This is a genomic window from Marinobacter sp. tcs-11 (genome assembly GCF_002049515.1).
GTDB lineage: Bacteria > Pseudomonadota > Gammaproteobacteria > Pseudomonadales > Oleiphilaceae > Marinobacter > Marinobacter nauticus.
In genome coordinates, this window is the sequence record NZ_LLYU01000001.1 from 16001 (window position 1) to 42455 (window position 26455).

Genomic DNA, 26455 nt, shown 5'->3' on the forward strand with positions numbered 1-26455 from the left:
ACTCCTTATAATTATAGATCGCTGAACTTGCGGCCTTCCGCCACCAGCTTCTCGAGCAACGGCGCAGGCTTCCACTGCTCGCCACCCACTGTGTTGTTGTAGTTCTTCACTGCCGCCAGAATATTGTCCAGCCCAACCTGATCTGCCCAGAACATGGGGCCGCCACGATACGCGGGGAAACCATATCCGTAGATCCAGACCACATCGATGTCCAGTGACCGGTCGGCAATGCCTTCTTCCAGTATCTTGGCACCTTCGTTGACCATTACATACATGCAACGCTCAAGGATTTCCTGGTCGGTAACCTCCCGGGCTACGATCCCCTGTTCCGCGCGGAAGCTTTCAATCAGCTGTTCCACTTCCGGGTCGACAACCGGCGCGCGGCTACCTTCCTCATATTTGTATACCCCAGCCTGGGTTTTCTGTCCCAGACGACCCTGCTCAACCAGCTTGTCCATCCAACTGGCCGGCACATCTTCACCGGCGTTACGACGCTCTTCACGAATACGATAACCGACATCAATGCCGGCCAGGTCAGACATCGCAAACTGCCCCATCGGGAAGCCGAGGTCGGTCAGTACCTTGTCCACCTGCTGCGGCGAAGCACCCTCGTTTACAAGCGCCATGGCCTCGGCACCGCGTTTATGCAGCATCCGGTTGCCAACAAAGCCGTGACAGTTACCGACCATGACTCCGACTTTGTTAATTTTCTTCGCTACGGCCATCACAGTGGCCTTCACCTCGTCAGACGTCTTGCTGCCACGAACATTTTCCAGCAGCTTCATTACGTTAGCCGGGCTAAAGAAGTGCATACCCACAACGTCTTCCGGGCGTTTGGTAGCAGAGGCAATTTCATCAATGTCGAGGGTCGAGGTGTTGGACGCCAGAATAGCGCCCGGCTTACACACTTCATCCAGCTTGGCGAAGATTTCTTTCTTGATAGCCATATTCTCAAATACGGCTTCGATCACCAGATCCACATCACGGAAATCGTCATAGCTCAGGCTGGTTTTGATCAGCGCCATACGCTCTTCCACCTGCTCTGCAGTGAGCTTGCCTTTCTTGGCGGAGTTTTCGTAGTTACGGCGAATTACGGCAAGGCCTCGATCAAGCGCGTCCTGTTTGACCTCAACGATGGTGGCAGGAATGCCCACATTGGCGAAGTTCATGGCAATACCACCACCCATGGTGCCGGCACCGATAATACCCACACTCTTCACCTCACGTACCGGAGTATCCTTGGCCAGGCCTTTGACCTTGGAAACCTCGCGCTCGGCAAAGAACGAATGAATCAGGCCAGCACGCTGCGGCGATTCCATGCATTCCTTGAACAGTTCACGCTCACGCTTCAGGCCCTCGGCAAACGGCAAGGTGAAAGCTGCTTCTACGGCGTCGACACACTTGAAAGGAGAGAACAGGCCACGGGCTTTTTTGGCCAGGCCAGCACGGAACTGGTCAAAGACATCGCTGCCCTTGTCAGCTTCAACCTTGTCGGCAATATCACGCACCCTGCGCACCGGAGCACCTTCAGCTGCCAGTTTCCGCGCATAGGCCAGCCCAACCTGGCGAATATCGTCACCGCCTTCAACAGCATCAACAATGCCCAGAGCCAGCGCGTCTCTGGCGCCTACAAAGTTGCCAGACGTAATCATTTCCAGTGCCTTCTGGGCACCCACAAGGCGAGGCAGGCGCTGGGTACCGCCAGCACCGGGCAACAGGCCAAGCTTTACCTCAGGTAAACCTACCTTGGCAGACGCCAGGGCGACCCGGTAATGACAACCCAGGGCCGTTTCCAGCCCGCCACCCAGGGCGGTTCCGTGTATAGCGGCGACAATGGGCTTGTCGCTGGTCTCATAGGCATTGATCACATCGGGAAGACCCGGCTCCTGCAAAGGTTTGCCAAATTCACGGATGTCCGCGCCAGCAATGAACGTACGGCCTTCACATACCAGCAGGAGGATATCTGCTTCTGCATCCTTCTGGCCCTGCTCCAGGGCGGCAACCAGGCCGGCACGCACCGCGTGGCTCAACGCATTAACCGGCGGGTAGTTTACGGAAATGACACCGACATTCCCTTCACGGGTATAAGCAACAACCTCAGACATAATCTCCCCTCGCCTTATGATGAAATATGGTTTTATCTAGCGAAATCAATTAACGATTTAATACAAGTTTACCCCTCATTTCAACCACCGTTTTGGTTCAGGCATAAAAAAACCGCAGACTCTCATCTGCGGTTTTCACTTTCGACTCACTCTGTACCGGCTTACTACCGGCGCCCGGCACTAGACCCCGAGCGACTCGATATCACGGGCCAGCATGGCGAGCTGGTGAGCGTAGGAATCGCGTAACTTGTCACCCGGCACCAGATACGAGGGTGCAGCGCAGGTCAAAGCCATGGTAGTGCCATCCTGCAGGTGGATAGGCACACCGGCCGAGTTGATATTTCGATCCCAATCTCCCAGCGAAAGGCAGAAACCGTGCTCCCGGTAATCTTCCATCGCCTGGTCCAGGCCTTCTTTAATAGTCGGCCACTTTTCACCGTACTTCTCAGCCATGGCATCATCTATCAGCTTGCGGGCCGGGTCGCTAACGGCACAGTAATACGCTCGGCCGGCAGAGGTTGTAGACATAGGCAACTTCAAACCGATATCCATGCGCAGCAGTGTTGCTTCCGGTGGCAGGCGATTCTCGACATAAATCATGTGCAAACGGTCGCGACAGGTGAGACCAACCGACATGTTGGTTTGCCGGGCGAACTCATCCATGTAAGGCTTGGCAAGCTGACGAACCTTCAAATTCGACACATAGGCATAGCCCAAAGCCAGTACGCCCGAGCTGAGCTGATATTTTTCCAACTGCTGGTTATAACTCAGGTAGCCAAGCTTGGTCAGAGTGTATGTCATCCGGGAAACGGTAGGCTTGGGAAGGCCAGTAATCCTGGCGATATCCTGGTTACCTAGAATCACAGATCCCTGACTGAAAGCGCGCAGTACATCGAGCCCCCGGGACAGCGCCTCTACAAACTTGCGATCCTTGCCCGGCTGAACGGGCTTGCCATCGCCAGACGCTACTTTCAACTCCGGTGAGTTGTCCTGCTGTTTTTTTGCCATAACTTGCCTATTTCCTGAACTGCGTTGCCTGTCACGGATAGCCTGGAGAACCGTGGGCGTGAAAAGTGGACATATTCTAGTCTATGAGAAACTCAAGAACCACAATCTGCCATCAAATTTCATGCCAGATTCGAAACACTGGCATTACCCGATGCCACGAAATAGCCATGACGGAAACCCGGGCAACCTTTACCATAGTATAGCGATACTTTATTCTGCAATGCGGAACCAAGTCATATGCACGACAACAAACCATACTCAGGAGCATGTATGAAGGTACTTTTTGTAGCGGGCGATCCCAAACCAGAGCGCTGGACCGTACCTATCAAACAACTGCTACCAGAAGCAGACATTTATGTCTGGGATCCGGACGGACCGGCGATTAATGCAGACTACGCCATCGTATGGCAGCCCCCGGCGAAGCTGTTCGAGCGTGAAACCCGCCTGAAGGCCGTGTTCAACCTGGGCGCCGGTATCGACGGATTGCTGAAAGTCCCCAACCTGCCGGCAGACCTTACCGTGGTAAGACTGGAAGATGCCGGCATGTCGGTACAGATGGCCGAGCATGTACTGCACCAGATACTGGAAGTCAGCCGGCAGATGGAGCTGTACCGGGATCAGCAACGCCAGCGGCTGTGGAAGATACACCGCCCCATCAGCCGGAAAGAGTGGCCCATCGGCATTATGGGGCTTGGGCACATTGGCAAGCGTGTGGCCAGCACACTGGCAAGCCTGGACTATACGGTAAACGGCTGGGCCAGGAGTGAGCACACGGTAGAAGGCGTGCGCACCTTTGCAGGCAACGGGCAACTCGGAGAGTTTCTGGGGGCAACGCGAGTGCTGGTTAACACCCTGCCACTGACCAGCGAAACCGAAAACATCCTTAACTACGACCTGTTCAGCCAGCTCCAGCCGGGTGCGGTGCTGATCAACGTCGGCCGGGGGGAGCACCTCGTGGAAGAAGACCTGCTCAGGGCACTGAATGAGGAGAAACTGCAGCGGGCCTCACTGGATGTGTTCCGCAAGGAACCTTTGCCGGCTGGCCACCCATTCTGGGAGCGAACCGACATCACAATCACGCCGCACATTTCGGCGCGAACTCTTCGGGATGCCACCCTGGAGCAGATCACCGGGAAAATCCGGGACCATGCCAGCGGGCACCCCATCACAGGAATAGTCGACATAGCCCGTGGCTACTGACTAACCCGCGAGCCGATTCTGCCGGTCAACCCAGGACCGGCAGAAGTACCGCAAACACCGCCAGCAATAACAGCAACAGCGGCACCACCAGCAAGACAAAAACACCGTTCCACTGAAAGGCCACTACGTTGCGGGAAACCTGACCAAACCGTGACAGCAACATCACCGACGGCCCGAACGGCGACACCATCATTGCCAGCGAGAAACCAATAACCAGGCCAATTGCCACCAGCATCGGGTCAGCCCCGCTAGCCACAAGTTGCGCAAGCATGCCCGACTGCACGCTCAGCACGGTAATCGGAATCACCCCGGCCATGGAGAACAGCGGCATGATCAGCAGCCCTGCGGCTGCAATCAGGTAACTACCCCAGCCGCTCACCACAAGTCCGTTCAACAGATCTGACGGCACCACAGTGGCAATCGATACCCCAAGCATGGCTGAGCCGGCAAAGATCGCCATTTCGTTGGACATCACCGCCAACTGTCCCACCCCTTCTGCCAATACCGCCACCGGAGAGCGTTCCTGCAACAACATATAAGACAAAGTGACAGCCGGAACAGCCAACATGGCAGCCACCGACACCTTCACGCCCGCCAAGGCAACCAGCAACGCCATACAGGCAAACACCACCAGAACCAGAAGCGTCAGTTTGCCCGTTCCTTCAGGCCAGCCGTCGAGCGCAACCCGTTCACTACTGATTTCCCGGAAGCGCTGCCTTTCCAGCACCCAGCCAACCACGATCATCAGCAAAGCTGCCACAAAGCCGAAAGGCAAAAGAGAAGACCAGCTGAGCTGGGGCAGCTCTCGCGTGAGAATCGCAACCGCTACGCTGGTGGGTGCCACCAATGGCACCAGGGCAAACCCTCGCAAGGCGCTGATCAGCACGCTCCTGAGCCACTGCAGCCTTGCCGCTCCCTCTATTCCCCTCTCCTTAAGGCTATCTGCGAGAGTGCCACATAGAAGGCTCATCATTCCGAAACTGAGTACCGAAGCAATACCGCAGCTCACCGCCGCATACTTTGGGTATAAAAGGGATGCCCGACCCCCGAGCAGCACATCGTGGATACGCCTGAGGACTTCAAAGCGGCGCACCAGGCACTGCATCATCCCCAGGCTGCCCAAAAACGCCGAATAGAACGCTGCATCCGACAACGCATCAAGGGCACCGTCCATTCCGAGACGGCCGGTCACAAACAAACCAGCACTAAACGTGAGGGAAAGCAGGAACAACGTCCTTGCATAGACCTGAAGGCGCATCGCGCCCAGAACAAACACCAGGATGAATACCAGCCCGGCAGAGGCGCTAAGGGCTTTGCTCTGCAGACAAATCGCGACAAGCTCCATGACCACGGCACAAGCCAGCAGCCAGCGAAGAGTTCCATTCATAAACCAGTCAGCCACCAATGATGAACAATTCTTGCAATTGAGATAGACCCAGATTAGTCTTTTCCAATATCATTTACAAAACTATATTCCGCAGTTCGGAATTACCTAACCATAATCGATACGGCAATTCTTATGAACGCATACATCTATGATGGCTTGAGAACACCATTTGGGCGGCATGCAGGCGCCCTGGCCAAGGTTCGCCCCGACGACCTGCTGGCCGAGGTCATTCGCGCACTCATTGAGCGCAACGCCTTTGCTCCGGAGAATTATGAAGACGTGATTGCCGGCTGCACCAACCAGGCCGGTGAAGATGCCCGCAACCTGGCACGGCACGCCGGACTGCTGGCAGGCTTGCCGGTCGAAACCGGTGGCCAGACCGTGAACCGGCTTTGCGGCTCTGGCCTTGCCGCCATCATCGATGCTGCCCGCGCTATCCGTTGTGGCGAAGGCGACCTGTTCGTAGCCGGCGGTGCCGAGAGCATGAGCCGCGCGCCGTTTGTGCTGGCCAAGTCCGAATCACCTTACAGCCGTGAATTCCGCGCCTTTGACAGCACCATTGGTGCCCGCTTCCCGAACCCGCTGATCGAACGCCAGTTCGGCTCGGACACCATGCCGGAAACCGCAGACAACATTGCGCGCGAACTTAACCTGTGCCGACTGGAAGTGGATCGCTTTGCCGCACAAAGCCAGGCCCGCTATGAAGCCGCCCGCCAGGACGGTTTTTTCAAAGACGAGATCCTGCCCATTTCTGTACCTCAGGGCCGCAAACAACCGCCACTGACCGTACAGGACGACGAGCATCCAAGGCCTACATCCAACCTCGAGGCGCTTTCCAATCTTCGCTCGCTGGCTGAAGATGGCGTGGTTACTGCCGGCAACGCCTCCGGCGTGAACGATGGCGCTGCCGCCCTGATTATCGGCTCCGAAGAAGCCGGCAAGCGGGCTGGCATCCAGCCCCGCGCACGTATCGTATCGGCTGCCATCGCCGGCGTTGCGCCCAATGTAATGGGGTACGGCCCGGTTCCGGCAAGCCAGAAAGCCTTGGCCCGGGCAGGCCTGACACTAAAAGACATGGATGTAATCGAGATCAACGAGGCGTTCGCCGCCCAGGTTCTCGGTTGCACCACCAAACTGGGAATCGATCCTTCCGATTCCAGACTCAACCCGAACGGCGGCGCCATCGCCGTGGGGCACCCTCTTGGCGCTTCCGGCGCCCGGATTGCCCTGACGGCGGTACGCCAACTCGAACGTACCGGTGGCCGTTACGCTCTGATCAGCATGTGCATTGGTGTAGGCCAGGGCATTGCTGCTGTAATTGAACGGGTTTCCAACTAACTTTTCAGGAGAACAACAATGGCTTCCGCACCTTGGGATGACCTGCTGAACTTTGAATCACAACTGGACGAAACCGAGCGTCAGGTACGCGACAGCATTCGCAGCTTCTGCGATAACCGTCTGATGCCCGGCATCGTCGAGGCAAACCGCCACGAAAAATTCGACCGCAGCATCTTCACCGAAATGGGTGAACTGGGCATGCTGGGTGCCACCCTGCCGGAAGAGTACGGCGGCCCCGGCCTGAACCACGTGTGCTACGGCCTGATCGCACGGGAAGTTGAACGGGTAGACTCTGCCTACCGCTCGGCCCTGAGCGTACAGTCTTCACTGGTGATGTACCCGATCTTCTCTTACGGCAAAGAAGAGCTGAAAAAGCGCATTCTGCCGAAACTGGCCTCTGGCGAGTTTGTTGGCTGCTTCGGCCTGACCGAACCCAACCACGGCTCTGACCCCGGTGGTATGGAAACCCGCGCCAAGAAAGTTGACGGCGGCTACCTGCTGAGCGGCTCCAAGACCTGGATCACCAACTCCCCGATTGCCGACGTTTGTGTGGTCTGGGCCAAGCTGGACGGCGTGGTAAACGGCTTTGTGATCGAGCGCGAAGGCGCCACGGGCCTGGAAACCCCGAAGATTGAGGGCAAGTTCTCGCTGCGCGCCTCCGACACCGGTTCTATCTTTATGGACGAAGTCTTCGTTCCTGAAGAAAACCGCCTGGAAGTTGAAGGCCTGAAAGGCCCCCTGAGCTGCCTTACCAAGGCTCGCTACGGTATCAGCTGGGGCGCCCTGGGTGCCGCGGAATTCTGCTGGCATGCAGCCCGCAACTACACCCTGGAGCGTAAGCAGTTTGGCAAGCCCCTGGCCGCCAATCAGCTGATCCAGAAGAAGCTGGTAGACATGCAGACTGAAATCACCCTCGGCCTGCAGGCAGTACTGCAGCTGGGCCGCATGATGGATGCCGGCATTGCCACCCCGGATTCCGTTTCCCTTCTGAAGCGTAACAACTGTGGCAAGGCCCTGGACATCGCCCGGGTAGCCCGCGACATGCACGGTGGCAACGGTATTGCCGATGAATACCACGTTATCCGCCACGTCATGAACCTGGAAGCGGTTAACACTTACGAAGGCACCCACGACGTCCACGCCCTGATTCTGGGCCGTGGCCAGACCGGCATTCAAGCCTTCAGCTGATCCCTTCGGAACAGCACCCCTGAACCCCTCTACGGAGGGGTTTTTTGTGCCCGGCGTCCGAGGCCTGCGCTTCGCGCAGGCATAAAAAAGCCCCGGTGTGCAGCGCACCCGGGGCAAGCGATGAAATACCTAATATTCGTTTTAACTCAACGGAAATCGCTGATCAGAATGACAACCTGGCGGAAGCCATTACCTGCTCATACTGCTGACTGCCGCTGCCGGCGATCTCGCCAAAGTCCCAGTAGGCATACTCAAGACCCAGAGCAAGGTTCTCATGAGCGGACCACAGCAGGTTAGCGTGGACTGAGGTGGAGGAGTCGAAATAGCTGAGAGTCCCTGCAGGAGAGAAGTCCAGATCGTCCACAATCTCGGTATGGGAAACCGACAGGTTACTTCTCCAGGCTGAATTCCAGAAGTGACGGTAGGCCGCAGTGACCCCGTAGGTATTCAGCGGCTCAACCTTTCCGGCCGCCTGCTCAGCCCGATCCACATCCGGGTAGGTGAACAGCCCCATGTAACGGCCAAGCGCTCCATAGCTGTATTGCAGACGCAAGTCATCACGCCCAAACGTAGGAATACGGGCACTCAGAGATACAGCACCGGCTGCCTTGGTGTCCTCCGCAGCATCATCTTCCAGGTGGCGCAGCAGGGCCGCAACAGAGTAGAAACCGTAGTTGCCGCGAGTCTGATAGCGCGCTACGAGATCCGGATAGGACTGATCGCCATAGGATTCAGAGCCAAAACCATCTTCCGGGTTTTCGAGGGCGACCATCAACTTGCCACCCGGAGCGGACATGTTATAGCGGAGCATCGGCTGTCGGGCATAGATAAAGGCAGCCTGTTTACCTTAGTCCAGAATCTCTGGCAATGCAGACAGATCGGTAAAGGTTGTGTAGGTCTGGCCAAAATCCCAACCATTCCAGGAGCCATACGCCTGCCGCATGCGCGGATTATAGCTGTTTGAGACAACTTCATTGCCGGGAGCATCAGCCGCGGTGTTGAAATCCATTTCGATGTACGTGGTCAAATCATGGCCGGCAACATCCTCGGTCTTGGTACCAATGCTGATACGAGATTCACGGACAGAGAAGCCTGTTTTCCAGTCGCTTTCACCTTCATTGGCCGCCTTGGCAAGCGTCCGGGGCAAACCAATGGAGTAACCGTTGCTGATTCCATTACCGTTGGATCCGAAAATCACATCGGCCTTGATGAACCCGCCAAATGTAATCGTGGTATCACCAATCTTCATCCCCTTGCCTTCACGTAACAGATATGGGTTGTCGTCCCGCGCCTCAGGGGCAGTCGACACATGACTTTCCAGAACCTGGATGCGCTCACGCAGCTCTTCCAGCTCTGTGTTGCTCTGCGCCTGGGCAGTTACCGAGCCAAGCATCAGCAGAGGTGCACCCGCCAGGGCTACGGCGCGGACCAGCGGATGGGTGGCAAAACGGGTTGTTGTTGTTGTCATCTTGAAAAACCTCGCATCGGAGTTGGTTAGCGTCTTTATTGTTAAATCTACGGGACTGGCACATACCTTCGCGCAATAATTCCGCACAACGGAACTGCTGGTTATTTGCATTTCATTATGCAGTACCATCTTCCGCGACGACGAATATAGATGAAGAATTTTAGATCAACAAGTCCATTTATCTTTTTGCATGTCTACAACGATGCATTTTTTGACAGTTGATTCCGTTAGCATTGACATCCACCGTTTGGTTGATGGATCATGGAACAATTCTGCTATGCGGTATACATTTTCGCTAAGAGCACGGTGAGGGTTACCTATGAACATGAATTACACAGCCGAGGAATTGGCTTTCCGCGATGAAGTTCGCGCATTTCTGGATGCCAAGCTGCCTGAAGACATCGCAGCCAAGGTGAAAGGCTTTCGCAAGCTGAGCAAGGAAGACCACCAGCGGTGGCAAAAAATTCTCAGCGAGCAAGGCTGGTACGCCACGCACTGGCCGGAACAGTACGGGGGTGTCAGCTGGACACCGGTCCAGAAGCACATCTGGGATGAAGAGTCCTGCCGTTACGGTGTGCCCCGCTCCATTCCCTTCGGCGTAAATATGGTGGCCCCGGTCATCATCAAGTTCGGCTCCGAAGAACAGAAGCAGCAGTACCTGCCCCGGATTCTGAGCGGCGAAGACTGGTGGTGTCAGGGTTATTCCGAGCCGGGCGCCGGCTCTGACCTGGCTTCCCTGAAAACACGGGCTGTACGCGAAGGCGACCATTACATCGTTAATGGCCAGAAGACCTGGACCACGCTGGGCCAGCACGCCAACATGATCTTCTGCCTGGTTCGCACCAACACAGAAGTGAAGGCGCAGGAAGGCATCTCATTCCTGTTGATCGACATGAATACCCCGGGCATCACCGTTCGTCCGATCATCACTCTGGACGGCGAGCACGAAGTTAACGAAGTCTTCTTCGAAGACGTGAAGGTTCCCGTCGAGAACCTGGTGGGTGAAGAAGATAAAGGCTGGACCTACGCCAAGTACCTGCTCACCTACGAGCGTACCGGCCTGGCGGGCATCGGCCTGTCCAAGGCAGCACTGACACACCTCAAGCAGCTGGCCAGCCGTCGGGTGAAGAACGGCAAACCTCTGATTCAGGATCCGACCTTCAGCCAACGTATCGCGCAGGTCGAAATCGACCTGATGGCAGCAGCGATCAGCAACCTGAGAATTGTTGCCTCGGTAGAAGGCGGCGGCGTTCCGGGAGCGGAAAGCTCTATGCTGAAAGTGCGCGGCACCGAGATTCGCCAGGCCATCAACGACCTGGCACGCCGGGCGATCGGACCTTACGCCATTCCGTTTGTTGAAGAAGAGATGGACCAGGCCTATGACGGCGAATTCCTGTCTGACCCGGATGCTGCGCCTCTGGCTGCCCATTACTTCAACAACCGCAAGCTGTCTATTTTCGGTGGATCAAACGAGATCCAGAAGAACATCGTTTCGAAAATGATTCTGGGACTTTAAGGAGGCGACCATGGATTTCCGACTCAACGAAGAGCAGCAAATGCTGCAGGACACCGTGGCTCGTCTGGTTCGCGGTGAGTACAGCTTCGAAAAACGGCTGGAATACAGCGAATCAGAGCTTGGCTTCAGTGAAAGTTTCTGGAAGCAACTGGGCGAACTGGGCCTGATGGCGGTGCCATTCCCCGAGGAACTCGGCGGCTTTGGCGGCACCGGCGTTGAAGTTCAAAGCGTGATGACCGAGCTGGGCCGCGGCCTGTGCATCGAGCCGTACCTTCAATCTGTGGTTCTTGGTGGCGGGCTAATTAGCCAGGCCGGCAATGAACAGCAGAAAGAACAGTGGCTGGCCGGCATTGCAACAGGCGAATCCCAGGTAGCCGTTGGCCTGCAGGAGCCCCAGAGCTTCTACAACACCAACGACGTAGAAACCACCGCCGAGAAAACCGACAGCGGCTATGTTCTTAACGGCCGCAAAGCGGTTGTAATCGGTGGCCATAGTGCCGACCTGCTGGTGGTTTCTGCTCGCACCTCTGGCACCAGCCGTGATGCCTCTGGCATCAGCTTGTTTGTCATCGACGCCAACGCTGATGGCCTGGAGCGTCGCAGCTACCCGACCATCGACGGCGCGAAGGGCTGCGATCTATTCCTGAACAACGTCAAAGTCGGCGCAAACGCTCTGCTGGGCAACGAAGGTGAGGCTGCCGATGTTATTGAATACCAGGTTGGCCGTGCCATTTCCGCTCTTTGTGGTGAAGCTGTCGGCGTTATGGAAGTCGCCTGTGACCTGACCCTGGACTATCTCAAACAGCGCAAGCAGTTTGGTGTGCCCATCGGAAAGTTCCAGGTGCTTCAGCACCGGATGGCCGACATGATGTCCGAACTGGAGCAGGCTCGTTCAATGGCCATCCTTGCCGCCAGTGTGGCTGATGAGTCTCAGAGCGACGAACGCCGCCGGGTAATTGCGGCCGCTAAAAACGTAATTAGTCGCAGCGCCCAGTTTATTTCGGAAAAGGGCGTTCAGTCCCACGGCGGTATTGGCATGACCTGGGAATACAACTTTGCCCATTACGCCAAGCGGCTGGTGATGATCAACCACCAGCTGGGCGATGATGACTTCCATCTTGAGCGCTATGCCGCTCTGCTGGAAGCCAACTGATACCAAATCAGTGAACCTTGGGTCTGTCTCCACATTCAGTCAGGACCCTCTTTCGGGGTGGCCTATGCCACCCCTTTTTTATGCCCGGAATAACCTTGAGTAATCATTCTCTGCGGAGGAACAATCATGACAAAAAACCACCCGGACGAAATGCAGGCTGATCTGAGAAAAGCCGAATGGAAAATAAGAACCGAACTGACTGCTGCCTATAGACTGGTAGCCCTCTTTGGCTGGGACGACCTGGTGTTCACCCATCTGTCGGCCCGGGTGCCCGGGCCTGATCATCACTTTCTGATCAATCCCTACGGATTGCTGTTCCATGAAATGACCGCCTCATCCCTGGTGAAAGTCGACCAAAATGGCGAAGTCGTGGAGGCTGGCGGGCTGCGCAGGGTTAACCCGGCGGGGTTTACCATCCACAGTGCCGTACATATGGGGCGTGAAGATGCCGGAGCCGTCATGCACCTGCATGCAGCAGATGGTGTTGCGGTATCAGCCCACCGTGATGGCCTACTGCCCCTGAGCCAGACCGCCATGCTGTGCCTTGAGCACCTGAGTTACCACGAATATGAAGGCGTAGCGCTCAACCTTGATGAGAGGGAGCGCCTGATCCGGGATCTGGGTAGCAAATCCATGATGATCTTGCGAAATCACGGCATTCTGACCGTGGGCCGCGATGTGCCGGAAACCTTCACTTACCTCTACTTCCTGATGAAGGCCTGCGAGATACAGGTAAAAGCGCAGAGCTGTGGCCCGGTATACATGCCCACCCAACAGGCTATCGACACCACGGCGGATCAATCAGGCTCACTCGGCAAGGCAGCAAAGCTTACCTGGCCCGCCCTTCTGAGACTGCTTGATGCCAGGTCTCCTGGCTACAACGTTTGAGCCCTTCATCAATCCACTATCAGGAAGGTCCTATGATTACTGTTGATATTAATGAACTGGCAGCCTATCAGGGCATGCTGATTGGCCACAGCCCCTGGGTAACCGTGAGCCAGGCCATGATAAACGCCTTTGCCGAAACCACCGGCGACCATCAGTGGATCCATGTGGATGTCGACCGGGCCAGCCGGGAGTCACCCTGGAAGAGCCCGGTAGCCCATGGCTACCTGACGGCATCACTGATCCCCAAGCTCAACAGCGAGGTCATCAAGGTGACCGGTACTTCAGCCACCATCAACTATGGCCTGAACAAGCTGCGTTTTCCGGCGGCGGTGAAGGCTGGCTCGGATATCCGGTCCCGGGTTGAGCTGGCATCCCTGAAGCAGGTGGATGATCACCGCCTACTGGCCACCTACCAGACCGTGGTGGAAATAAGGAACGAAGACAAGCCAGCCTGCGTACTGGAAAATCTGGCCATGTACGTGGTCTGAGTTTTCCGGTCAGTGCAAAAAGGCGGCAAGCCCTGAGGGTGGGGGGGGGAGCCGCCTTCCTAACTTCCAGTGTTGTGCAAGCTACTTCTGCCACTCCTGCTCCTGAAGTGCCCGCCACATCAGCTTTCCGGTCGGTGATTTTGGCAACTCATCAACAAATTCAATGATGGTTGGCACCTTGTAGGCCGCCATTTGCTCCTTACACCAACTGATGATGTCATCCTTGGTTGTTGTGCTTTCAGCCTCAGGCGTTAGTACAATACAAGCCTTGACCGTTTCACCACGCTTGGGGTCCGGGGCAGAGATAATGCAGACTTCGTGGATGGATGGGTGACGGTACATCAACCCTTCTACCTCAGACGGCCAGACCTTAAAGCCAGACGCGTTGATCATGCGTTTGACCCGATCCACCATGAAGAAGTAACCATCTTCATCGTAGTAACCCAGATCGCCGGTGCGGAAGAAACGCTTGCCATCGATTTCGACGAATGAAGCCTCGGTATCCACCGGGCGATTCCAGTAGCCCAGCGTGACCTGAGGCCCGCAGGACACGATCTCTCCGGTTTCTCCGACAGCTTTCTCTTCAAGCGTATCCACGTCGATAATCCGGCTGTCGACATCAAACACCGGGATCCCCAGACACTGGGGCTTGGGGCTTTTGGTTGGATTGATATGGGTCGCTGCCATGGTTTCAGACAGACCGTAGCCTTCAATGTAATCAAGGCCCGTCAGCTTTTTGAGCTTCTCGGCGACCGCAACCGGCATGGCGGCACCACCACCACCAATCATATTCAGGCTGCTGATGTCGTACTTGCCCAGCTCCGGATTCGACAGGAAGTCCACCGCCATGGTGACGATGTTGGTCCAGCCGGTAACCTTGTAACGCTCAATCAAACGTGCCGCTGTGGTTCTGTCCCAACGGGTCATGATGACAGAAGTGGCACCGCAGAATATGGGACCGTTCATGGAGCCAGTCATGCCGGTTACGTGGAAGAACGGCAGCGTGGATAGCTGAACACTATCCGGAGTGGACAGATTCCAGAATACCCGGTGCACGGCTGTCGCCATCACCGACCGGTGAGTGTGCATGCAGCCCTTGGGTGCCCCGGTGGTACCGGAGCTGTACGGAATAACGGCAAGGTCATCCGGGCCGGCAGTATGTTCACCGGGCTTGTGTCCGGCTTCCAGGGCCGCCTCCCAGGTAACCACTCCCGGTATATCTCTGGACCACGCGGGCGCAGCAACTTCAGCCGGCAACGTCAGGTCGGTTTCCGGGTTAATGTAGGTGTTGTAAGACGCAACAATCACTTGTTCCAGGTTGGTCTCACCAATCAACGGCGCGATGAAGCCCGCCAGTTCCTGGCCCGCCATGCACACCGTGGAGCCAGTATCCGAAATATAGTGCTCAAGCTCCGCCGCGCGGTTCATGGGATTCACAGGAATAACCACGGCGTCGGCCCGCAGGATGGCATAGTAGGAGATCACATACTGCGGGGAGTTCTGCATATAAAGCAGGACCCGATCACCCTTCTTGACCCCCTGGGCCTGCAGGTAACCCGCCATAGTATCGACTTCTCGCTTAAGCCGGGCATAGGTCATGGGCGCATCGTAGAAAACGATGGCATTATGGTCCGGATAACGCAGTGCCGAGACTTCCAGGTTGGTGTACAGACTGGTTTTCGGCAGGGTCATGGTTTTGGGCAGATCTTTCGGCCAAACCTTGTAGTGGCGTGTAAACATATTCTTGTTCTCCCCCTGGGTTAATTCAGTCAACCGCTTGAGCGGACAAATCAAAATAATCAACAGCCCCGGGCAAGGGCTCGTCATGGCGTAACGGTGAAATGGCAACGGCTTTTTCACGAAGTACGGTCACATCCGCATCCGGCGCCACAATGTGGCGTGAGCTCCGGTCAAAACCAAGCCACCAGTAAGGCAGGCTGCGCGCATCACGACCAGCGACCAGTGTTGGCTTCTGGATAGAGCCGTTGGACTGCCGACACCATCGGGCTGCGGTAATATCGGCCGCTTCACAGGCTGGAAAGTTCACATTCCACGCCAGAACCTGGCCGGGGCGGTAAAGTCTGCGAATGACAGCTTCAGCAAGGGTTTCCACCGGCGACCAGCGGACGTCGTCCCGGTTCAGGTAAGCCTGGCTCAGCGCAATGGCCGGAATGTTCATGTGGTGTGCACTCAGTACCGCGCCAACGGTACCGGAGTACTGGACCGAATCACTGATGTTCGCACCGCAGTTTACGCCGGAAAGCACCAGGTCTGGCGGTGTTTCCCCGAACCACTCGGCCAGGGAATACAACACGCAATCGGCCGGTGTGCCAGACACCGAATAACGATTAGCCCCAACCTGATAAACCCGTAACGGACTGTGAATGGATATGCTCTGGCCAGCTCCGCTGCGATCATGTTCCGGAGCCACAACCCAAACCTCATCGGCCAACCGCCGGGCAATGGTTTCAAGGATCGCGATACCCGGCGCATTGATGCCGTCATCGTTGGTAATCAGAATTCGATTGGCAATCTTGCCCTGCATAATCGCTTCTCCGCTCATGGCTTCCGGCCTTCACAAGCGATTTGCCAGCCGATATCCGCCAGCAGGCTGGCACGCTTGCCAACTTCCAGCGCATTGGCGTTGGCAGCATTGCCATCCAGGGCCCGCTTGTACACACCCTGAAGAATGGCTGCCAGCCGGAATAACGAAAACGACAGGAATACGTGCCAGTCATCAATGCCGTCTCTGCCGGTTTGCGCGCAGTACCGGGCAATGGTTTCCTGCTCGCTTGGTATACCAAGCTCCTGCAGATCTTCGCCATTCAGGCCACGCATACCGGGCATATCAGCAGGCAGGTGGTATGGCAGGCAGTAATAGGCGAGGTCTGCCAGCGGATGCCCGAGAGTCGACAGTTCCCAATCCAGGATCGCGATTACGTCCGGGCGATCCGGTGCCAGCATCAGGTTGCCAAACCGATAGTCACCGTGGGCAATCGAAGTCTCATCCCTGGCCGGGAGATTCTCCGGCAACCAGGACATCAGCTTGTCCATAGCCGGCAGGTCATCCGTCCGGGATGCAAGATATTGCTTGCTCCAGCGAGCCACCTGACGGGACACATAACCCTCCGGGCGGCCGTAATCTGCCAGGCCAATAGCGTTGACATCCACGGAGTGCAAAGCTGCCAGCGTGTCGATGGCTGAGTGATGAGCCCTCATTCGCTCATCACGCTCCAACTCTTTGAGTGCCGAATGGGAGTAAATCCTGCCTTCCAGAAAATCCATCACGTAGAAGGGAGTGCCAATGACCTCACTGTCTTCACACAGTACGCGAGCATTGGGTACCGGAACGGACGTGTGTTCAGCGAGCGCGCGCATAACGCGGTATTCCCGCTCCACCATGTGAGCCGAAGGCAGCGTCTTTCCCGGGGGCTTCTTCCGCAGTACATAACGCCTGTTGCCGGTATCCAGCAGAAAGGTAGGGTTGGATTGCCCGCCCTGAAACTGCTTCACGTCCATCTGGTTACCGAAGTCCGGCAATGCCTGCTGAAGCCAGTTGAGCAGGCGGGCTTCATCGAATTTGTGGGCTGGCAGAACCGCTACCAGCTCTGGAGTCATGCTCATGATTATCTCTTGTCGTTATGTTCTGATAACCCCTGGCGCCAGACAGGGCCCGGCGGCAGGGGTGTTCCGGTTTCCCGGTATCAGCAGATGGTTTCACCACCGTCGGCAACAATCACCTGCCCGGTAATGTAGGCACTGGCCGGGGTCGCCAGGAAAACAGCCAGGCCGGCAATATCGATCGGATCACCGATGCGCCGAAGCGGGGTTTTGTCTTCTGCCCGCTTTACGCGAACCGGGTCTTCCCAAAGCGCTTTGGCAAAATCGGTCTTGATCAGGCCCGGCGCAATGCTGTTCACACGGATACCCTTCGGCCCCCACTCAACGGCCAGGTTGCGCGCCAGGGCAGCTTCTGCCGCCTTGGACACACCGTAAGTGCCGATAGTGGTGTTGCCGCGAATACCGGCAATACTGGACAGCAGCACCACAGAACCTGAGCCTTTTTCGGCCATCTGTGGCAGCACCATATTGGTGAGCCAGAAGGTTCCCTTGACGTTGGTGTCCATGATCTTGTCCCAGGCATCGTCAGTCATTTCCGCGGTCGGACCATACACTGGGTTAGTCGCGGCGTTGCAAACCAGAACATCGATGGTGCCCCAGGCTTCATTAGTTTTGTCGACCAGGTTTTGCAGGTCTTCCTTCTTGCCGACGTGGCAAGCGATAGCCATGGCATCAAAGCCCTGGGCCCGCATTTCACTGGCAACCTGCTCACAGGCTTCAGCCTTGCGGCTGGAGATCACAACCCGGGCGCCACAGCGGGCCATTTCTTCGGCAATGGCCCGGCCAATGCCCTTGGTGGAGCCTGTAATAACCGCCACTTTCCCGGTCATATCAAATAATGGATTAGTCATTTCCGAATCCTTATTACTCTGGGTAACAGCTGTTTCAGCGGTATTGACGCAGTTCAAGCTTGGCTACGGAATCCAGGTGAACCTCATCCGGGCCATCGGCCAGGCGCAGGGTACGGACCTTGGCCCAGGCAGATGCCAGGAAGGTGTCCTGGCTAACACCGGCACCACCGTGCACCTGAATTGCACGATCGATAACTTTCAGGGCCATGCTCGGGGCAATCACCTTGATCATGGCGATTTCCTGGCGGGCCACTTTGTTGCCAACGGTGTCCATCATATGGGCCGCCTTGAGGGTCATCAGGCGAGCCTGCTCGATGTCGATGCGACTGCGGGCAATGTCTTTCCGGATGGAATCAAATTCGGACAGCGGGCGACCAAAGGCCTCACGGGCATTCGCGCGCTTGCACATAAGTTCAAGGGCACGCTCGGCGACACCGATGGTGCGCATGCAATGGTGGATACGGCCCGGCCCGAGGCGACCCTGAGCAATTTCAAAGCCGCGACCTTCACCCAGCAGGATATTGCTGACCGGCACCCGCACGTTGTCGTAGTGAATCTCGGCGTGGCCGTGCGGCGCATGGTCATAACCGAATACCGTCAGCGGGCGAATCATTTTCACCCCGGGTGCATCCAGTGGCACCAGAATCATCGACTGCTGCTGGTGCTTGGGAGCGCTGGGATCGGTTTTGCCCATAACGATGGCAATCTTGCTGGTGGTGGTCATGGCACCTGAAGACCACCACTTACGACCGTTGATAACGTACTCGTCACCTTCACGACGAATCTCGCAAGCAATGTTGGTTGCGTCAGAGGAAGCCACATCCGGCTCGGTCATGGAAAAGCAGGAACGGATTTTTCCATCCAGAAGCGGCTTCAGCCACTGTTCCTGCTGCTCCTCGTTACCGTAACGTGCAATGGTTTCCATGTTGCCGGTGTCCGGCGCGGAGCAGTTGAATACTTCAGGAGCCATCTCGGATCGGCCCATAATCTCGCACAGATGTGCGTACTCGAAGTTTGTCAGTCCGGCACCCAGGTCACTTTCTGGCAGGAACAGGTTCCACAGCCCGGCAGCCTTGGCCTTATCTTTCAGCTCTTCAATGATCGGAACCGGTGCCCAACGGTTTTCTGCGGTTGCCACCTGATGGTGATGCTTCTCTTCATTCGGGTAGATGTAGGCATTCATGAACTCGGTTAATTCGGCCTGCAGTTTCTTGGCCTTGTCAGACAGCTCGAACATATCCGCTTCCTCTCTGTTCAGTTATTTGCGACCGCCACTAACGCCGGCAATCGCGTTAGCAGGCATTCAGACGGGAACGCCTTCAGGTTTCTCACTACCAGAACGTATCCGGAAAGTACCCTCACCGATTGCAAGCAGATTGCCCTGCTCGTCGTGAACTTCACCGGTACTGTTAAAAATCCGGCTTCCACCCGCGCGCTTACGACCGGTCACCCGGATTAGGCCCCCGGTGCACTGCCCGGTAAACGTGGTGGTCAGCGAAAGCGTAATGGCTTTGCGCATGCGCCCGGGGTAGGGGCAGTAGGTGCCGGCTTCGGCCATGGCAATATCCAGCAGGGAGGTCAGCACTCCACCATGGATAACACCACCCAGATTCAGGTGATCCGCCTGGATTTCCAGCTCGATCACGGCCTCGTTTTCTTCCCACGACACCTGCCGGTAGCCCAGCATGTTGTGAAAACCCGGCAAGTCTTTGCCACCGGTAATGTGCAGACTACTGTTGCTCATCAGACTTTCATTCCAGGCAGGTTGAGGGACGCGGTGTTCCCGCCATCAACGGCCAGGGCCTGGCCGGTAATGTAACTGGCATCGTCACTGGCGAGAAAAAGGATGGCGGCAGCAATTTCCGCGGGATCGCCATAACGGCGCAACTCACAACGGGAGCCGAGCTTGTGGGCCTTTTCGTGTGCCCGGGCATAGTCAAAGACTTTCTGGGTCATACCGGTTTCAACCAGCCCGGGACAAACTGCGTTTACCCGCACGTTGTCCAGCCCCAGATCACAGGCTGCGGTCATGGTCAGGTTGATCACGCCGGCCTTTGATGCGCTGTAGGCATTGCCTCCAGCCCCCGAACGAATACCGGCAACAGATGCAGTATTGACAATGCTGCCCTTCTTGCGGGCCTGCATGTGAGGTGCAACGTGCTTTATCGTCAGCATCGTTCCCAGCAGGTTTACAGCGAGCACTTTCTCCCACTCGTCACGACTGTTCTCGGTGACCGGCGGATGGGCTCCGGAAATACTGGCGATACCGGCGATATTGCACAGCACATCAATCTGGCCAAAGGTCTTCATGGTTTCGGCTACCAGGGCAGTTACCGCAGCCTCATCAGCAACATCTGCCACCCGACGCAGCACAGATACACCATCAGCCATCTGATTCTCGGTTTCGAGCAAGCCGCCCTCGGCGACATCAACAAGCACAACGGATGCCCCTTCGCGACCCAGCCTGAGTGCGGTTGCCCGCCCGATACCACTTCCGGCCCCGGTGACGATTACCACTCGCTGATCAAATCGCCCCATGAAATTCTCCCCGCTAACATGATTTATTTTTGTGTGTTCTATTTTGCTTTCCAGATAATTTGTCACGCGCAACGGTTATGAGTCAATATAATTGGAAGTTAATTTCATCTAGCAAAACTACAACATCAAAGGATGACAAAATGAAAACGCGATTTGACGAAATGCCCGTATACGCTCCCACTGACTCCGGCGAAGCCATGGAGGCCATCGGTTTTCGTATTCAGGCCTTTGCCAGCGGACAAGGCGACAAGACCGCAATCATCGACGAAAAGGGAGCACTCAGCTGGGCCGGCCTGCTGCATGAGGTCAACCGCATTGCCAACAGGCTGCGACAAGCCGGCCTTAAAAAAGGCGACTGCGTTGCGGCCTTGTCGGAAAACAGCAGGGAAATGGTGGCCCTCTATCTGGGAACCCTGGTGGCGGGTGGCTGCATGGTACCGCTTTCCGGTATGGCCAGCGGCGAATCCCTGGCTCTGATGATTCGTGACTGCGGCTCCAGGTTCCTGTTCGTTTCCCGTAAAAACCTCGATATCTGGGCCGAAGCCAGCCCCCGGGCCGGCCTGAATGACGATGAGGTGATCGGGCTGGACAACGATGATGCCGGACAGCATTTAAAGGACTGGCTGGGCTCGATTCCCGCCGAGCCAGACCCGGCGTCGTTAACGCTGAACGATCCGTTCAACATCATTTACAGTTCAGGCACGACCGGAACGCCCAAGGGCATACTCCACGACTACCGGTTCCGCCAGCGGCAAATGGTCAGGATGAGCCGGTTCGGGCTCAACGGTGAAGCCATTAACCTTGTATCGACACCAATGTACTCCAACACCACCCTGGTATCGGTGCTACCGACCATTTTCTATGGCGGCACCCTCGTGCTGATGGCCAAGTTTGATGCCCGTCGCTTCCTTGAACTGGCAGAACAGCACAAAGTCACCCACGCCATGCTGGTGCCCGTGCAGTTTGAACGCATATTGGCGGTTCCGGACTTCGACCAGTTTGACCTTTCAAGCTTCAAGCTCAAGCTCTGTACCAGTGCACCGCTACGGGCCCATGTGATCGCCGAAACCATGAAACGCTGGCCAGGCAATATCCGGGAGGTCTATGGCCTCACAGAAGGCGGCATTTCCACCAGCCTCGACTGCGCTGCCTACCCGGACAAATGGGATACCGTCGGACTGCCCACCGAAGGGGCTGAAGTAAGGGTGGTCAGCGAAGATGGCAAGGAGCTGCCCCAGGGTGAGATCGGCGAGATTGTCGGGCGCGCGATTTCCATGATGCGGGGTTACGTAAACCGCCCGGAGCAGACCAGGGAGATGCTGTGGCAAAGCCCCGACGGACTTGCCTTTTATCGCAGCGGCGATATGGGCCGCATTGACGAAGACGGCTTTGTTCATATTCTCGACCGCAGGAAAGACATGATTATTTCCGGCGGTTTCAACATCTACGCTGTAGACTTGGAAAAAGTCGTCCTCAGCCATCCTGCGGTAACCGATGCTGCGGTTATCGGCATACCCAGCAGCCAATGGGGCGAAACTCCCCTCGCTCTGGTGGTAAAGAAATCCGGATGCCAGGAAACAGAAGAGGAAATCCGGGACTGGGCCAACCAGCATCTGGGCAAGACCCAGCGTCTGAGTGCCGTAGAGTTCCGACAGGAACTGCCTCGCTCTACCATTGGCAAGGTCTTGAAGCGGGAGCTAAGAACGCCTTACTGGGAAAACAGCGCCGGTTAACGGCGCTGCATACGATTCAGGGCATCACGGCAGTCATCGGAACGCAAGCGCTCACTGAACACACCGCGCTCCCGCTCCAATGCCTGCTGCACCTGGTCGCGCCATGGCGCCTTCATTAAACGCTTGCTGGCCCGCAATGCCTCTCGGGGCTTTTCTCCCAGCCTGCCCGCCAGGGCCAGGGCCGAATCCACAGCCTGCCCATCATCTACCACCCGGCTTACCAGGCCACACTCACCGGCCTGGGTGCCATCCAGGGTTTCACCAAGCAACAGCAATTCAGCAGCCATACGAGAGCCAAGGTGCAATGGCATGGTCACAGTTGAAGCAGCCTCCGGCACCAATCCCAAATCGACAAAGGCAGCTTTGAACCTGGCCGAGCGCCCCGCAAACACGCTGTCGCAATGGAGCAACATAGTGGTGCCAATACCAATCGCCAACCCTTCCACCGCCGCTATCACCGGAGTATCACAAGCCATCAATTCTTCAATGAAAGCAAGGCCGGCAGAGGGTTTCGGGTTTTCGTCCGTAGCCCGCGCCCGGAAATCATCAAGATCGTTACCGGCGGTAAACACACCTTCAGCACCCGAGATGACGACGGCATGCACGTTCTGGTCAGAACTTGCCTCCCGCACATAACCTGCCAGCTGCTCATACATGCTTCGGTTCAGGGCGTTCTTTTTATCCGGACGATCTATGACAAGATGGATCGCTTTTTCTTGGCTATATTTCTTAATCATGTACATCTCCTGGGTGTCGCCCTCCCCCTCTGAAACAGGAGAAAAACGTCCTATTGCAAATGGCAAATCTTGTGATAAAGTCGAACAACAACAGTTCACGGTGCAGTCTTATATTCTGCACTGCGAAACAAGAGCAATGCAACTATAACAAGTACTGGAGCAAACTTATGAGCTTCCTTGCCACATTCAGAAAAAACCTTACTACCTATGCATCCGCGTTAACACTGGGTGTATCCGCTGTTATCGCCAGCGCACCTGTATACGCTGAAAAAACCTACACCTGGAAGGTTCAGTCCCACTGGCCAGGCTCCAGCAGCTCCTACCAGGACAGCCTTGGTCGACTGAAGGATGTGATCGAAGAACGCTCTGAAGGCCGCATCAAGCTCCAGCTGTTTGAAGCAGGCGCTATGTTCAAGGCCACAGAAACCTTCAATGCCGTGAGTCGTGGCATTCTGGAAATGGGTACGATTTCTCCCGGTTATGCCCAGGACAAGATGACTCTGGCCGGCATTGCTTCTGGCCTGCCCTTCGCATTCCGAAACGTTTGGGAAGCCGCCTACTTCCACCAGAACATGGGCTTCGAACAAATGCTGCGGGATGAAGCCGCCAAGTCTGGCGTTTACTGGGCAACCGACAAGGTTTACCCGACCGAAATGGTTACCAGCAAACCCATCAACAGCTGGGAAGACTTCACGGGGCTGAAAATCCGTTCCTCCGGTGCGCTTCAGAAGTTCCTGACCGAAGCCGGTGCTTCCGCTTCCTATATCCCGGGCAGTGAACTGTACACCGCACTGGATTCCGGCATTGTAGACGGCGCCCACTGGGGTGCTGCCCAGGGTGCTGCGAGCATGGGCCTGTATGATGTTGCCAAATACCACGTTCAGCCTGCGCTGAACATCGCCGGCACTGATGTCATCATCGTCAGCCAGAAGGCCTTGGACAAACTTCCGGAAGACCTGCAGCAGGTGGTGAAACAGGCCCTGGATGAGCAATTCTGGATCCGCACCAACCAGTATCTGTACAAAGAGCGTATCGCCCTGGCCAAAGCCGTTGCTGATCAAGGTGTTGAAGTAAACGTGATGCCTGAAGATGTTCAGCAGAAGCTTGCCCAGACCGCCCAGGGCATGTGGGATGAAGAAGCCAAGCGCAGCGATGAGGCCAAGAAGGCTCTGAGCCTGCTCAAGCAGTTCCTTGGCGAACTTGGCTACCTCTGATCTTAAACGCAACACCACAGGCCCCGATTAACCCTCGGGGCCTGTTTTCTCAGTTCACACCCAAGTCCCCCGGAGAGTGCCATGAGCATAGTCAGCGCATTCATGAAAGGCGTCACCAGGCTCAACGAGTACGTTGGCCGATGTATAGCCCTGATCGTCTTTCCCATGTTTGTCTTTCTGATACTTGAAGTAGCTCTGCGCTATTTTTTCAATTCACCTTCGGTGTGGACAAATGAACTGACACAGCTGCTGTTCGGTGTATACGCAGTAATGTCTGGCGGATACATCATGGCCCACCGCGGGCACGTGAATGTCGATCTGCTGCACTCGACGCTGAAGCTGAGAGCCCAGGGCTTTGTCGACATTTTCACCTCCATTCTGTTTTTCATTTTCATGCTGGCGCTGGTCTGGTTCAGCTTTGACATGGCATCTGAGTCATTCGAAAGCCGGGAAACCTCCTTTTCTGCCTGGAACCCGCCTATCTGGCCAGCCAAGGGAGCCATCTTTGTTGCCTCTGTTTTGATGCTGCTGCAAGGCATTGTGAGGTTGCTGGAGGATATCGCCATCGCATTTAACCTGAGCTATTACGACCCCGCCGAGCGAAAAAGCCATTCTGAAGAAGGAGAAGCATAATGAGCATTGAAGTCATGACGCTTCTTTTCTTTGGTTCGCTGCTGTTTTTCCTGCTGCTTGGCCTGCCACTGGCATTCGTGCTGGGTGGTGTGTCTGTTGTTTTTCTTTATTTCACCTGGGGCTTTGACTCCTTCTACATGGTGGTTTCCCAGATCTGGGGCACCATGGAAAGCTTTACATTGGTGGCCATACCACTGTTTGTATTCATGGCAATGATTCTTGAACGCACAGGTGTTGCGCGAGACTTGTACCGCATGATGTATCTCTGGTTCGGCGGCCTCAGGGGCGGCCTGGCCATCGGTACTCTGGGTATTTGTGCGGTATTTGCAGCCATGGTGGGCATCAGCGGTGCGGCAGTGGTCGCTATGGGTGCGATCGCACTCCCCTCCATGCTCTCCCGGGGTTACGACAAGCAGATGGCACTCGGGGTGATCAATACTGGTGGCGGCTGGGGTGTTCTGATTCCGCCAAGTATCCTGATGATTCTGTATGCCCTGATTACGGGTGTATCCGTAGGCAAGATGTTTGCTGCAGGTGTTATGCCCGGCATTATGCTGATGGTACTCACCACCCTCTATATTGTTGTCCGCTGCGCCCTGCAGCCAGACCTGGCACCAGCGCTTCCTAAAGAAGACCGGGCATCCTGGCCTGAAAAGTTCCGCGCCCTGCGCTCTGTTCTCCTGCCGATCAGCGTGGTGGGAATGGTACTGGGCTCCATCATGGGCGGACTCACCACACCCACAGAAGCCGCAGCCATGGGCGTCCTCGGTGCGCTGATTTCTGCAGCTGTCTATGGCGAGTTCAAATGGTCGGTACTGAATGAAGCCGCGATCCGTACACTCAAGCTGACCGGCCTAACGATGTGGATTTTGTTTTCGGCCCACGCATTCAGCTCCGCCTATCAGAGCATGGGCGCCCAGGCTCTGATAGAAAGCATCATGGCCATGATTCCAGGCGGAGCCTGGGGAACCGTCATTGCCATGATGATCATCATCTTCTTTCTGGGGATGGTTCTGGATCCTGTCGGCATCATGATGATCACTCTGCCGGTGTTTATCCCGATTATTACTGCCTTAGGCTTTGACCCAATCTGGTTCGGTATTCTGTTCGTGATCAACATGGAGATTGGTTACAAGACACCACCGTTTGGTTTCAACCTGTTCTACCTGAAAGGTGTAGTGCCTCCGTCGGTCACGATGAGCGATATCTACAAGTCGATCATACCGTTTGTGCTGGTAGAAATTGTTGGGATCATCCTGATCATGATCTTCCCGGAGATCGCAACCTGGTTGCCGGAATTACTCTTCTGAGATATCAAGAAGGCCTGAACGACCTCAGGCCTTCTTGCTTTTATTAATTGCAAATCGACCTGGCAGAGTCGCTCACAAG

The 26455-nt window shown here is 56.1% G+C and carries 24 protein-coding genes; 11 read left to right on the forward strand and 13 right to left on the reverse strand.

All coding sequences use genetic code 11. From position 1 onward, the window contains the following. Nucleotides 1-11: 11 nt before the first annotated feature. Nucleotides 12-2105, reverse strand: coding sequence for a 3-hydroxyacyl-CoA dehydrogenase NAD-binding domain-containing protein (locus ARC85_RS00060; RefSeq protein WP_199457884.1), 2094 nt, complete (start codon nucleotides 2103-2105; stop codon nucleotides 12-14). A gap of 180 nt (nucleotides 2106-2285) precedes the next feature. Continuing rightward, on the reverse strand, nucleotides 2286-3113 hold the full coding sequence (locus tag ARC85_RS00065) for an IclR family transcriptional regulator (RefSeq protein WP_199457883.1): 828 nt from the start codon (nucleotides 3111-3113) through the stop codon (nucleotides 2286-2288). Between the two features lie 270 nt (nucleotides 3114-3383). On the opposite strand from ARC85_RS00065, the gene ARC85_RS00070 reads away from it, so the two are divergent. After that, nucleotides 3384-4313, forward strand: a complete 930-nt coding sequence (locus ARC85_RS00070; RefSeq protein ID WP_199457882.1) for a 2-hydroxyacid dehydrogenase — start codon at nucleotides 3384-3386, stop codon at nucleotides 4311-4313. 25 nt (nucleotides 4314-4338) lie between these two features. On the opposite strand, the gene ARC85_RS00075 is transcribed toward ARC85_RS00070, so the two are convergent. Beyond that, complete coding sequence (locus ARC85_RS00075) at nucleotides 4339-5700, reverse strand: hypothetical protein (protein ID WP_286714091.1); 1362 nt, start codon at nucleotides 5698-5700, stop codon at nucleotides 4339-4341. 132 nt (nucleotides 5701-5832) lie between these two features. Between ARC85_RS00075 and ARC85_RS00080 the strand changes: the two genes are divergently transcribed. Together ARC85_RS00080 and ARC85_RS00085 are read left to right on the forward strand one after the other, a co-directional pair. Next, nucleotides 5833-7038, forward strand: a complete 1206-nt coding sequence (locus ARC85_RS00080) for a 3-oxoadipyl-CoA thiolase (protein ID WP_058091209.1) — start codon at nucleotides 5833-5835, stop codon at nucleotides 7036-7038. Between the two features lie 18 nt (nucleotides 7039-7056). Continuing rightward, nucleotides 7057-8226, forward strand: coding sequence for an acyl-CoA dehydrogenase (locus ARC85_RS00085; protein WP_286714092.1), 1170 nt, complete (start codon nucleotides 7057-7059; stop codon nucleotides 8224-8226). Between the two features lie 163 nt (nucleotides 8227-8389). Here the strand turns inward: ARC85_RS00085 and ARC85_RS00090 are convergent, their stop codons facing one another. Next, nucleotides 8390-9037: a DcaP family trimeric outer membrane transporter gene (locus ARC85_RS00090; protein ID WP_286714093.1), complete on the reverse strand. Its 648-nt coding sequence runs from the start codon at nucleotides 9035-9037 to the stop codon at nucleotides 8390-8392. Nucleotides 9038-9073: 36 nt separating this feature from the next. Continuing rightward, nucleotides 9074-9694 (reverse strand): porin, encoded by a 621-nt coding sequence (locus ARC85_RS00095; RefSeq protein ID WP_286714094.1) that lies wholly within the window; start codon nucleotides 9692-9694, stop codon nucleotides 9074-9076. A gap of 319 nt (nucleotides 9695-10013) precedes the next feature. On the opposite strand from ARC85_RS00095, the gene ARC85_RS00100 reads away from it, so the two are divergent. The 4 genes from ARC85_RS00100 to ARC85_RS00115 all read left to right on the forward strand — a co-directional run bounded on the left by ARC85_RS00100 (nucleotide 10014) and on the right by ARC85_RS00115 (nucleotide 13739). Continuing rightward, nucleotides 10014-11210 (forward strand): acyl-CoA dehydrogenase family protein, encoded by a 1197-nt coding sequence (locus ARC85_RS00100; RefSeq protein ID WP_023008963.1) that lies wholly within the window; start codon nucleotides 10014-10016, stop codon nucleotides 11208-11210. 10 nt (nucleotides 11211-11220) lie between these two features. Beyond that, nucleotides 11221-12363 carry an acyl-CoA dehydrogenase family protein gene (locus ARC85_RS00105; protein ID WP_286714095.1) on the forward strand — a complete coding sequence of 381 codons (1143 nt, stop codon included), beginning with the start codon at nucleotides 11221-11223 and terminating at the stop codon, nucleotides 12361-12363. Nucleotides 12364-12489: 126 nt separating this feature from the next. Continuing rightward, nucleotides 12490-13251, forward strand: a complete 762-nt coding sequence (locus ARC85_RS00110) for a class II aldolase/adducin family protein (RefSeq protein ID WP_286714096.1) — start codon at nucleotides 12490-12492, stop codon at nucleotides 13249-13251. 32 nt (nucleotides 13252-13283) lie between these two features. Then, nucleotides 13284-13739 (forward strand): MaoC family dehydratase, encoded by a 456-nt coding sequence (locus tag ARC85_RS00115; protein ID WP_058342383.1) that lies wholly within the window; start codon nucleotides 13284-13286, stop codon nucleotides 13737-13739. Nucleotides 13740-13820: 81 nt separating this feature from the next. Here ARC85_RS00115 and ARC85_RS00120 read toward each other — a convergent pair whose 3' ends face one another. From ARC85_RS00120 to ARC85_RS00150, 7 genes are all read right to left on the reverse strand, one after another. After that, a complete protein-coding gene (locus tag ARC85_RS00120; protein WP_286714097.1) occupies nucleotides 13821-15479 on the reverse strand; it encodes a long-chain fatty acid--CoA ligase in 1659 nt (552 codons plus the stop codon). 25 nt (nucleotides 15480-15504) lie between these two features. Further along, the gene (gene surE / locus ARC85_RS00125) at nucleotides 15505-16284 is read right to left on the reverse strand and encodes a 5'/3'-nucleotidase SurE (RefSeq protein ID WP_286714098.1); all 780 of its coding nucleotides are present in this window, start codon (nucleotides 16282-16284) and stop codon (nucleotides 15505-15507) included. A gap of 14 nt (nucleotides 16285-16298) precedes the next feature. Beyond that, nucleotides 16299-17363, reverse strand: a complete 1065-nt coding sequence (locus tag ARC85_RS00130; protein WP_278351219.1) for a phosphotransferase — start codon at nucleotides 17361-17363, stop codon at nucleotides 16299-16301. Between the two features lie 80 nt (nucleotides 17364-17443). Continuing rightward, entirely contained in the window at nucleotides 17444-18211 is a 768-nt protein-coding gene (locus ARC85_RS00135; protein WP_031210154.1) for an SDR family NAD(P)-dependent oxidoreductase, read from the reverse strand. A gap of 34 nt (nucleotides 18212-18245) precedes the next feature. Next, nucleotides 18246-19448 (reverse strand): acyl-CoA dehydrogenase family protein, encoded by a 1203-nt coding sequence (locus ARC85_RS00140; protein WP_278351218.1) that lies wholly within the window; start codon nucleotides 19446-19448, stop codon nucleotides 18246-18248. Nucleotides 19449-19514: 66 nt separating this feature from the next. Further along, nucleotides 19515-19955 carry a PaaI family thioesterase gene (locus ARC85_RS00145; RefSeq protein WP_286714099.1) on the reverse strand — a complete coding sequence of 147 codons (441 nt, stop codon included), beginning with the start codon at nucleotides 19953-19955 and terminating at the stop codon, nucleotides 19515-19517. Continuing rightward, nucleotides 19955-20749 carry an SDR family NAD(P)-dependent oxidoreductase gene (locus ARC85_RS00150; protein WP_199457873.1) on the reverse strand — a complete coding sequence of 265 codons (795 nt, stop codon included), beginning with the start codon at nucleotides 20747-20749 and terminating at the stop codon, nucleotides 19955-19957. The genes ARC85_RS00145 and ARC85_RS00150 overlap by 1 nt, the downstream gene beginning before the upstream one ends. Before the next feature lie 140 nt (nucleotides 20750-20889). On the opposite strand from ARC85_RS00150, the gene ARC85_RS00155 reads away from it, so the two are divergent. Continuing rightward, on the forward strand, nucleotides 20890-22482 hold the full coding sequence (locus tag ARC85_RS00155) for a class I adenylate-forming enzyme family protein (RefSeq protein ID WP_286714100.1): 1593 nt from the start codon (nucleotides 20890-20892) through the stop codon (nucleotides 22480-22482). Here the strand turns inward: ARC85_RS00155 and ARC85_RS00160 are convergent. After that, a complete protein-coding gene (locus ARC85_RS00160; RefSeq protein ID WP_286714101.1) occupies nucleotides 22479-23219 on the reverse strand; it encodes an enoyl-CoA hydratase/isomerase family protein in 741 nt (246 codons plus the stop codon). The genes ARC85_RS00155 and ARC85_RS00160 overlap by 4 nt on opposite strands. A gap of 167 nt (nucleotides 23220-23386) precedes the next feature. Between ARC85_RS00160 and dctP the strand changes: the two genes are divergently transcribed. The 3 genes from dctP (at nucleotide 23387) to ARC85_RS00175 (ending at nucleotide 26376) form a co-directional block, all read left to right on the forward strand. After that, nucleotides 23387-24433, forward strand: coding sequence for a TRAP transporter substrate-binding protein DctP (gene dctP, locus ARC85_RS00165; protein WP_058091220.1), 1047 nt, complete (start codon nucleotides 23387-23389; stop codon nucleotides 24431-24433). 81 nt (nucleotides 24434-24514) lie between these two features. Then, nucleotides 24515-25066: a TRAP transporter small permease subunit gene (locus ARC85_RS00170; RefSeq protein WP_199457871.1), complete on the forward strand. Its 552-nt coding sequence runs from the start codon at nucleotides 24515-24517 to the stop codon at nucleotides 25064-25066. Then, nucleotides 25066-26376: a TRAP transporter large permease gene (locus ARC85_RS00175; protein ID WP_023008943.1), complete on the forward strand. Its 1311-nt coding sequence runs from the start codon at nucleotides 25066-25068 to the stop codon at nucleotides 26374-26376. The genes ARC85_RS00170 and ARC85_RS00175 overlap by 1 nt, the downstream gene beginning before the upstream one ends. The last annotated feature ends 79 nt before the right edge of the window (nucleotides 26377-26455 follow it).

Excerpts from the sequence above, each read along its gene's own strand:
- ARC85_RS00150 (WP_199457873.1), bottom strand. The coding sequence starts at position 20,749 with ATGGGGCGATTTGATCAGCGAGTGGTAATCGTCACCGGGGCCGGAAGT.
- ARC85_RS00120 (WP_286714097.1), bottom strand. The coding sequence starts at position 15,479 with ATGTTTACACGCCACTACAAGGTTTGGCCGAAAGATCTGCCCAAAACC.
- dctP (WP_058091220.1), top strand. The coding sequence starts at position 23,387 with ATGAGCTTCCTTGCCACATTCAGAAAAAACCTTACTACCTATGCATCC.
- ARC85_RS00160 (WP_286714101.1), bottom strand. The coding sequence starts at position 23,219 with ATGATTAAGAAATATAGCCAAGAAAAAGCGATCCATCTTGTCATAGAT.
- ARC85_RS00065 (WP_199457883.1), bottom strand. The coding sequence starts at position 3,113 with ATGGCAAAAAAACAGCAGGACAACTCACCGGAGTTGAAAGTAGCGTCT.
- ARC85_RS00080 (WP_058091209.1), top strand. The coding sequence starts at position 5,833 with ATGAACGCATACATCTATGATGGCTTGAGAACACCATTTGGGCGGCAT.
- ARC85_RS00090 (WP_286714093.1), bottom strand. The coding sequence starts at position 9,037 with ATGCTCCGCTATAACATGTCCGCTCCGGGTGGCAAGTTGATGGTCGCC.
- ARC85_RS00170 (WP_199457871.1), top strand. The coding sequence starts at position 24,515 with ATGAGCATAGTCAGCGCATTCATGAAAGGCGTCACCAGGCTCAACGAG.
- ARC85_RS00100 (WP_023008963.1), top strand. The coding sequence starts at position 10,014 with ATGAACATGAATTACACAGCCGAGGAATTGGCTTTCCGCGATGAAGTT.
- surE (WP_286714098.1), bottom strand. The coding sequence starts at position 16,284 with ATGCAGGGCAAGATTGCCAATCGAATTCTGATTACCAACGATGACGGC.
- ARC85_RS00130 (WP_278351219.1), bottom strand. The coding sequence starts at position 17,363 with ATGAGCATGACTCCAGAGCTGGTAGCGGTTCTGCCAGCCCACAAATTC.
- ARC85_RS00095 (WP_286714094.1), bottom strand. The coding sequence starts at position 9,694 with ATGACAACAACAACAACCCGTTTTGCCACCCATCCGCTGGTCCGCGCC.
- ARC85_RS00085 (WP_286714092.1), top strand. The coding sequence starts at position 7,057 with ATGGCTTCCGCACCTTGGGATGACCTGCTGAACTTTGAATCACAACTG.
- ARC85_RS00175 (WP_023008943.1), top strand. The coding sequence starts at position 25,066 with ATGAGCATTGAAGTCATGACGCTTCTTTTCTTTGGTTCGCTGCTGTTT.
- ARC85_RS00075 (WP_286714091.1), bottom strand. The coding sequence starts at position 5,700 with ATGAATGGAACTCTTCGCTGGCTGCTGGCTTGTGCCGTGGTCATGGAG.
- ARC85_RS00070 (WP_199457882.1), top strand. The coding sequence starts at position 3,384 with ATGAAGGTACTTTTTGTAGCGGGCGATCCCAAACCAGAGCGCTGGACC.
- ARC85_RS00155 (WP_286714100.1), top strand. The coding sequence starts at position 20,890 with ATGAAAACGCGATTTGACGAAATGCCCGTATACGCTCCCACTGACTCC.
- ARC85_RS00115 (WP_058342383.1), top strand. The coding sequence starts at position 13,284 with ATGATTACTGTTGATATTAATGAACTGGCAGCCTATCAGGGCATGCTG.
- ARC85_RS00145 (WP_286714099.1), bottom strand. The coding sequence starts at position 19,955 with ATGAGCAACAGTAGTCTGCACATTACCGGTGGCAAAGACTTGCCGGGT.
- ARC85_RS00135 (WP_031210154.1), bottom strand. The coding sequence starts at position 18,211 with ATGACTAATCCATTATTTGATATGACCGGGAAAGTGGCGGTTATTACA.
- ARC85_RS00140 (WP_278351218.1), bottom strand. The coding sequence starts at position 19,448 with ATGTTCGAGCTGTCTGACAAGGCCAAGAAACTGCAGGCCGAATTAACC.
- ARC85_RS00060 (WP_199457884.1), bottom strand. The coding sequence starts at position 2,105 with ATGTCTGAGGTTGTTGCTTATACCCGTGAAGGGAATGTCGGTGTCATT.
- ARC85_RS00105 (WP_286714095.1), top strand. The coding sequence starts at position 11,221 with ATGGATTTCCGACTCAACGAAGAGCAGCAAATGCTGCAGGACACCGTG.
- ARC85_RS00110 (WP_286714096.1), top strand. The coding sequence starts at position 12,490 with ATGACAAAAAACCACCCGGACGAAATGCAGGCTGATCTGAGAAAAGCC.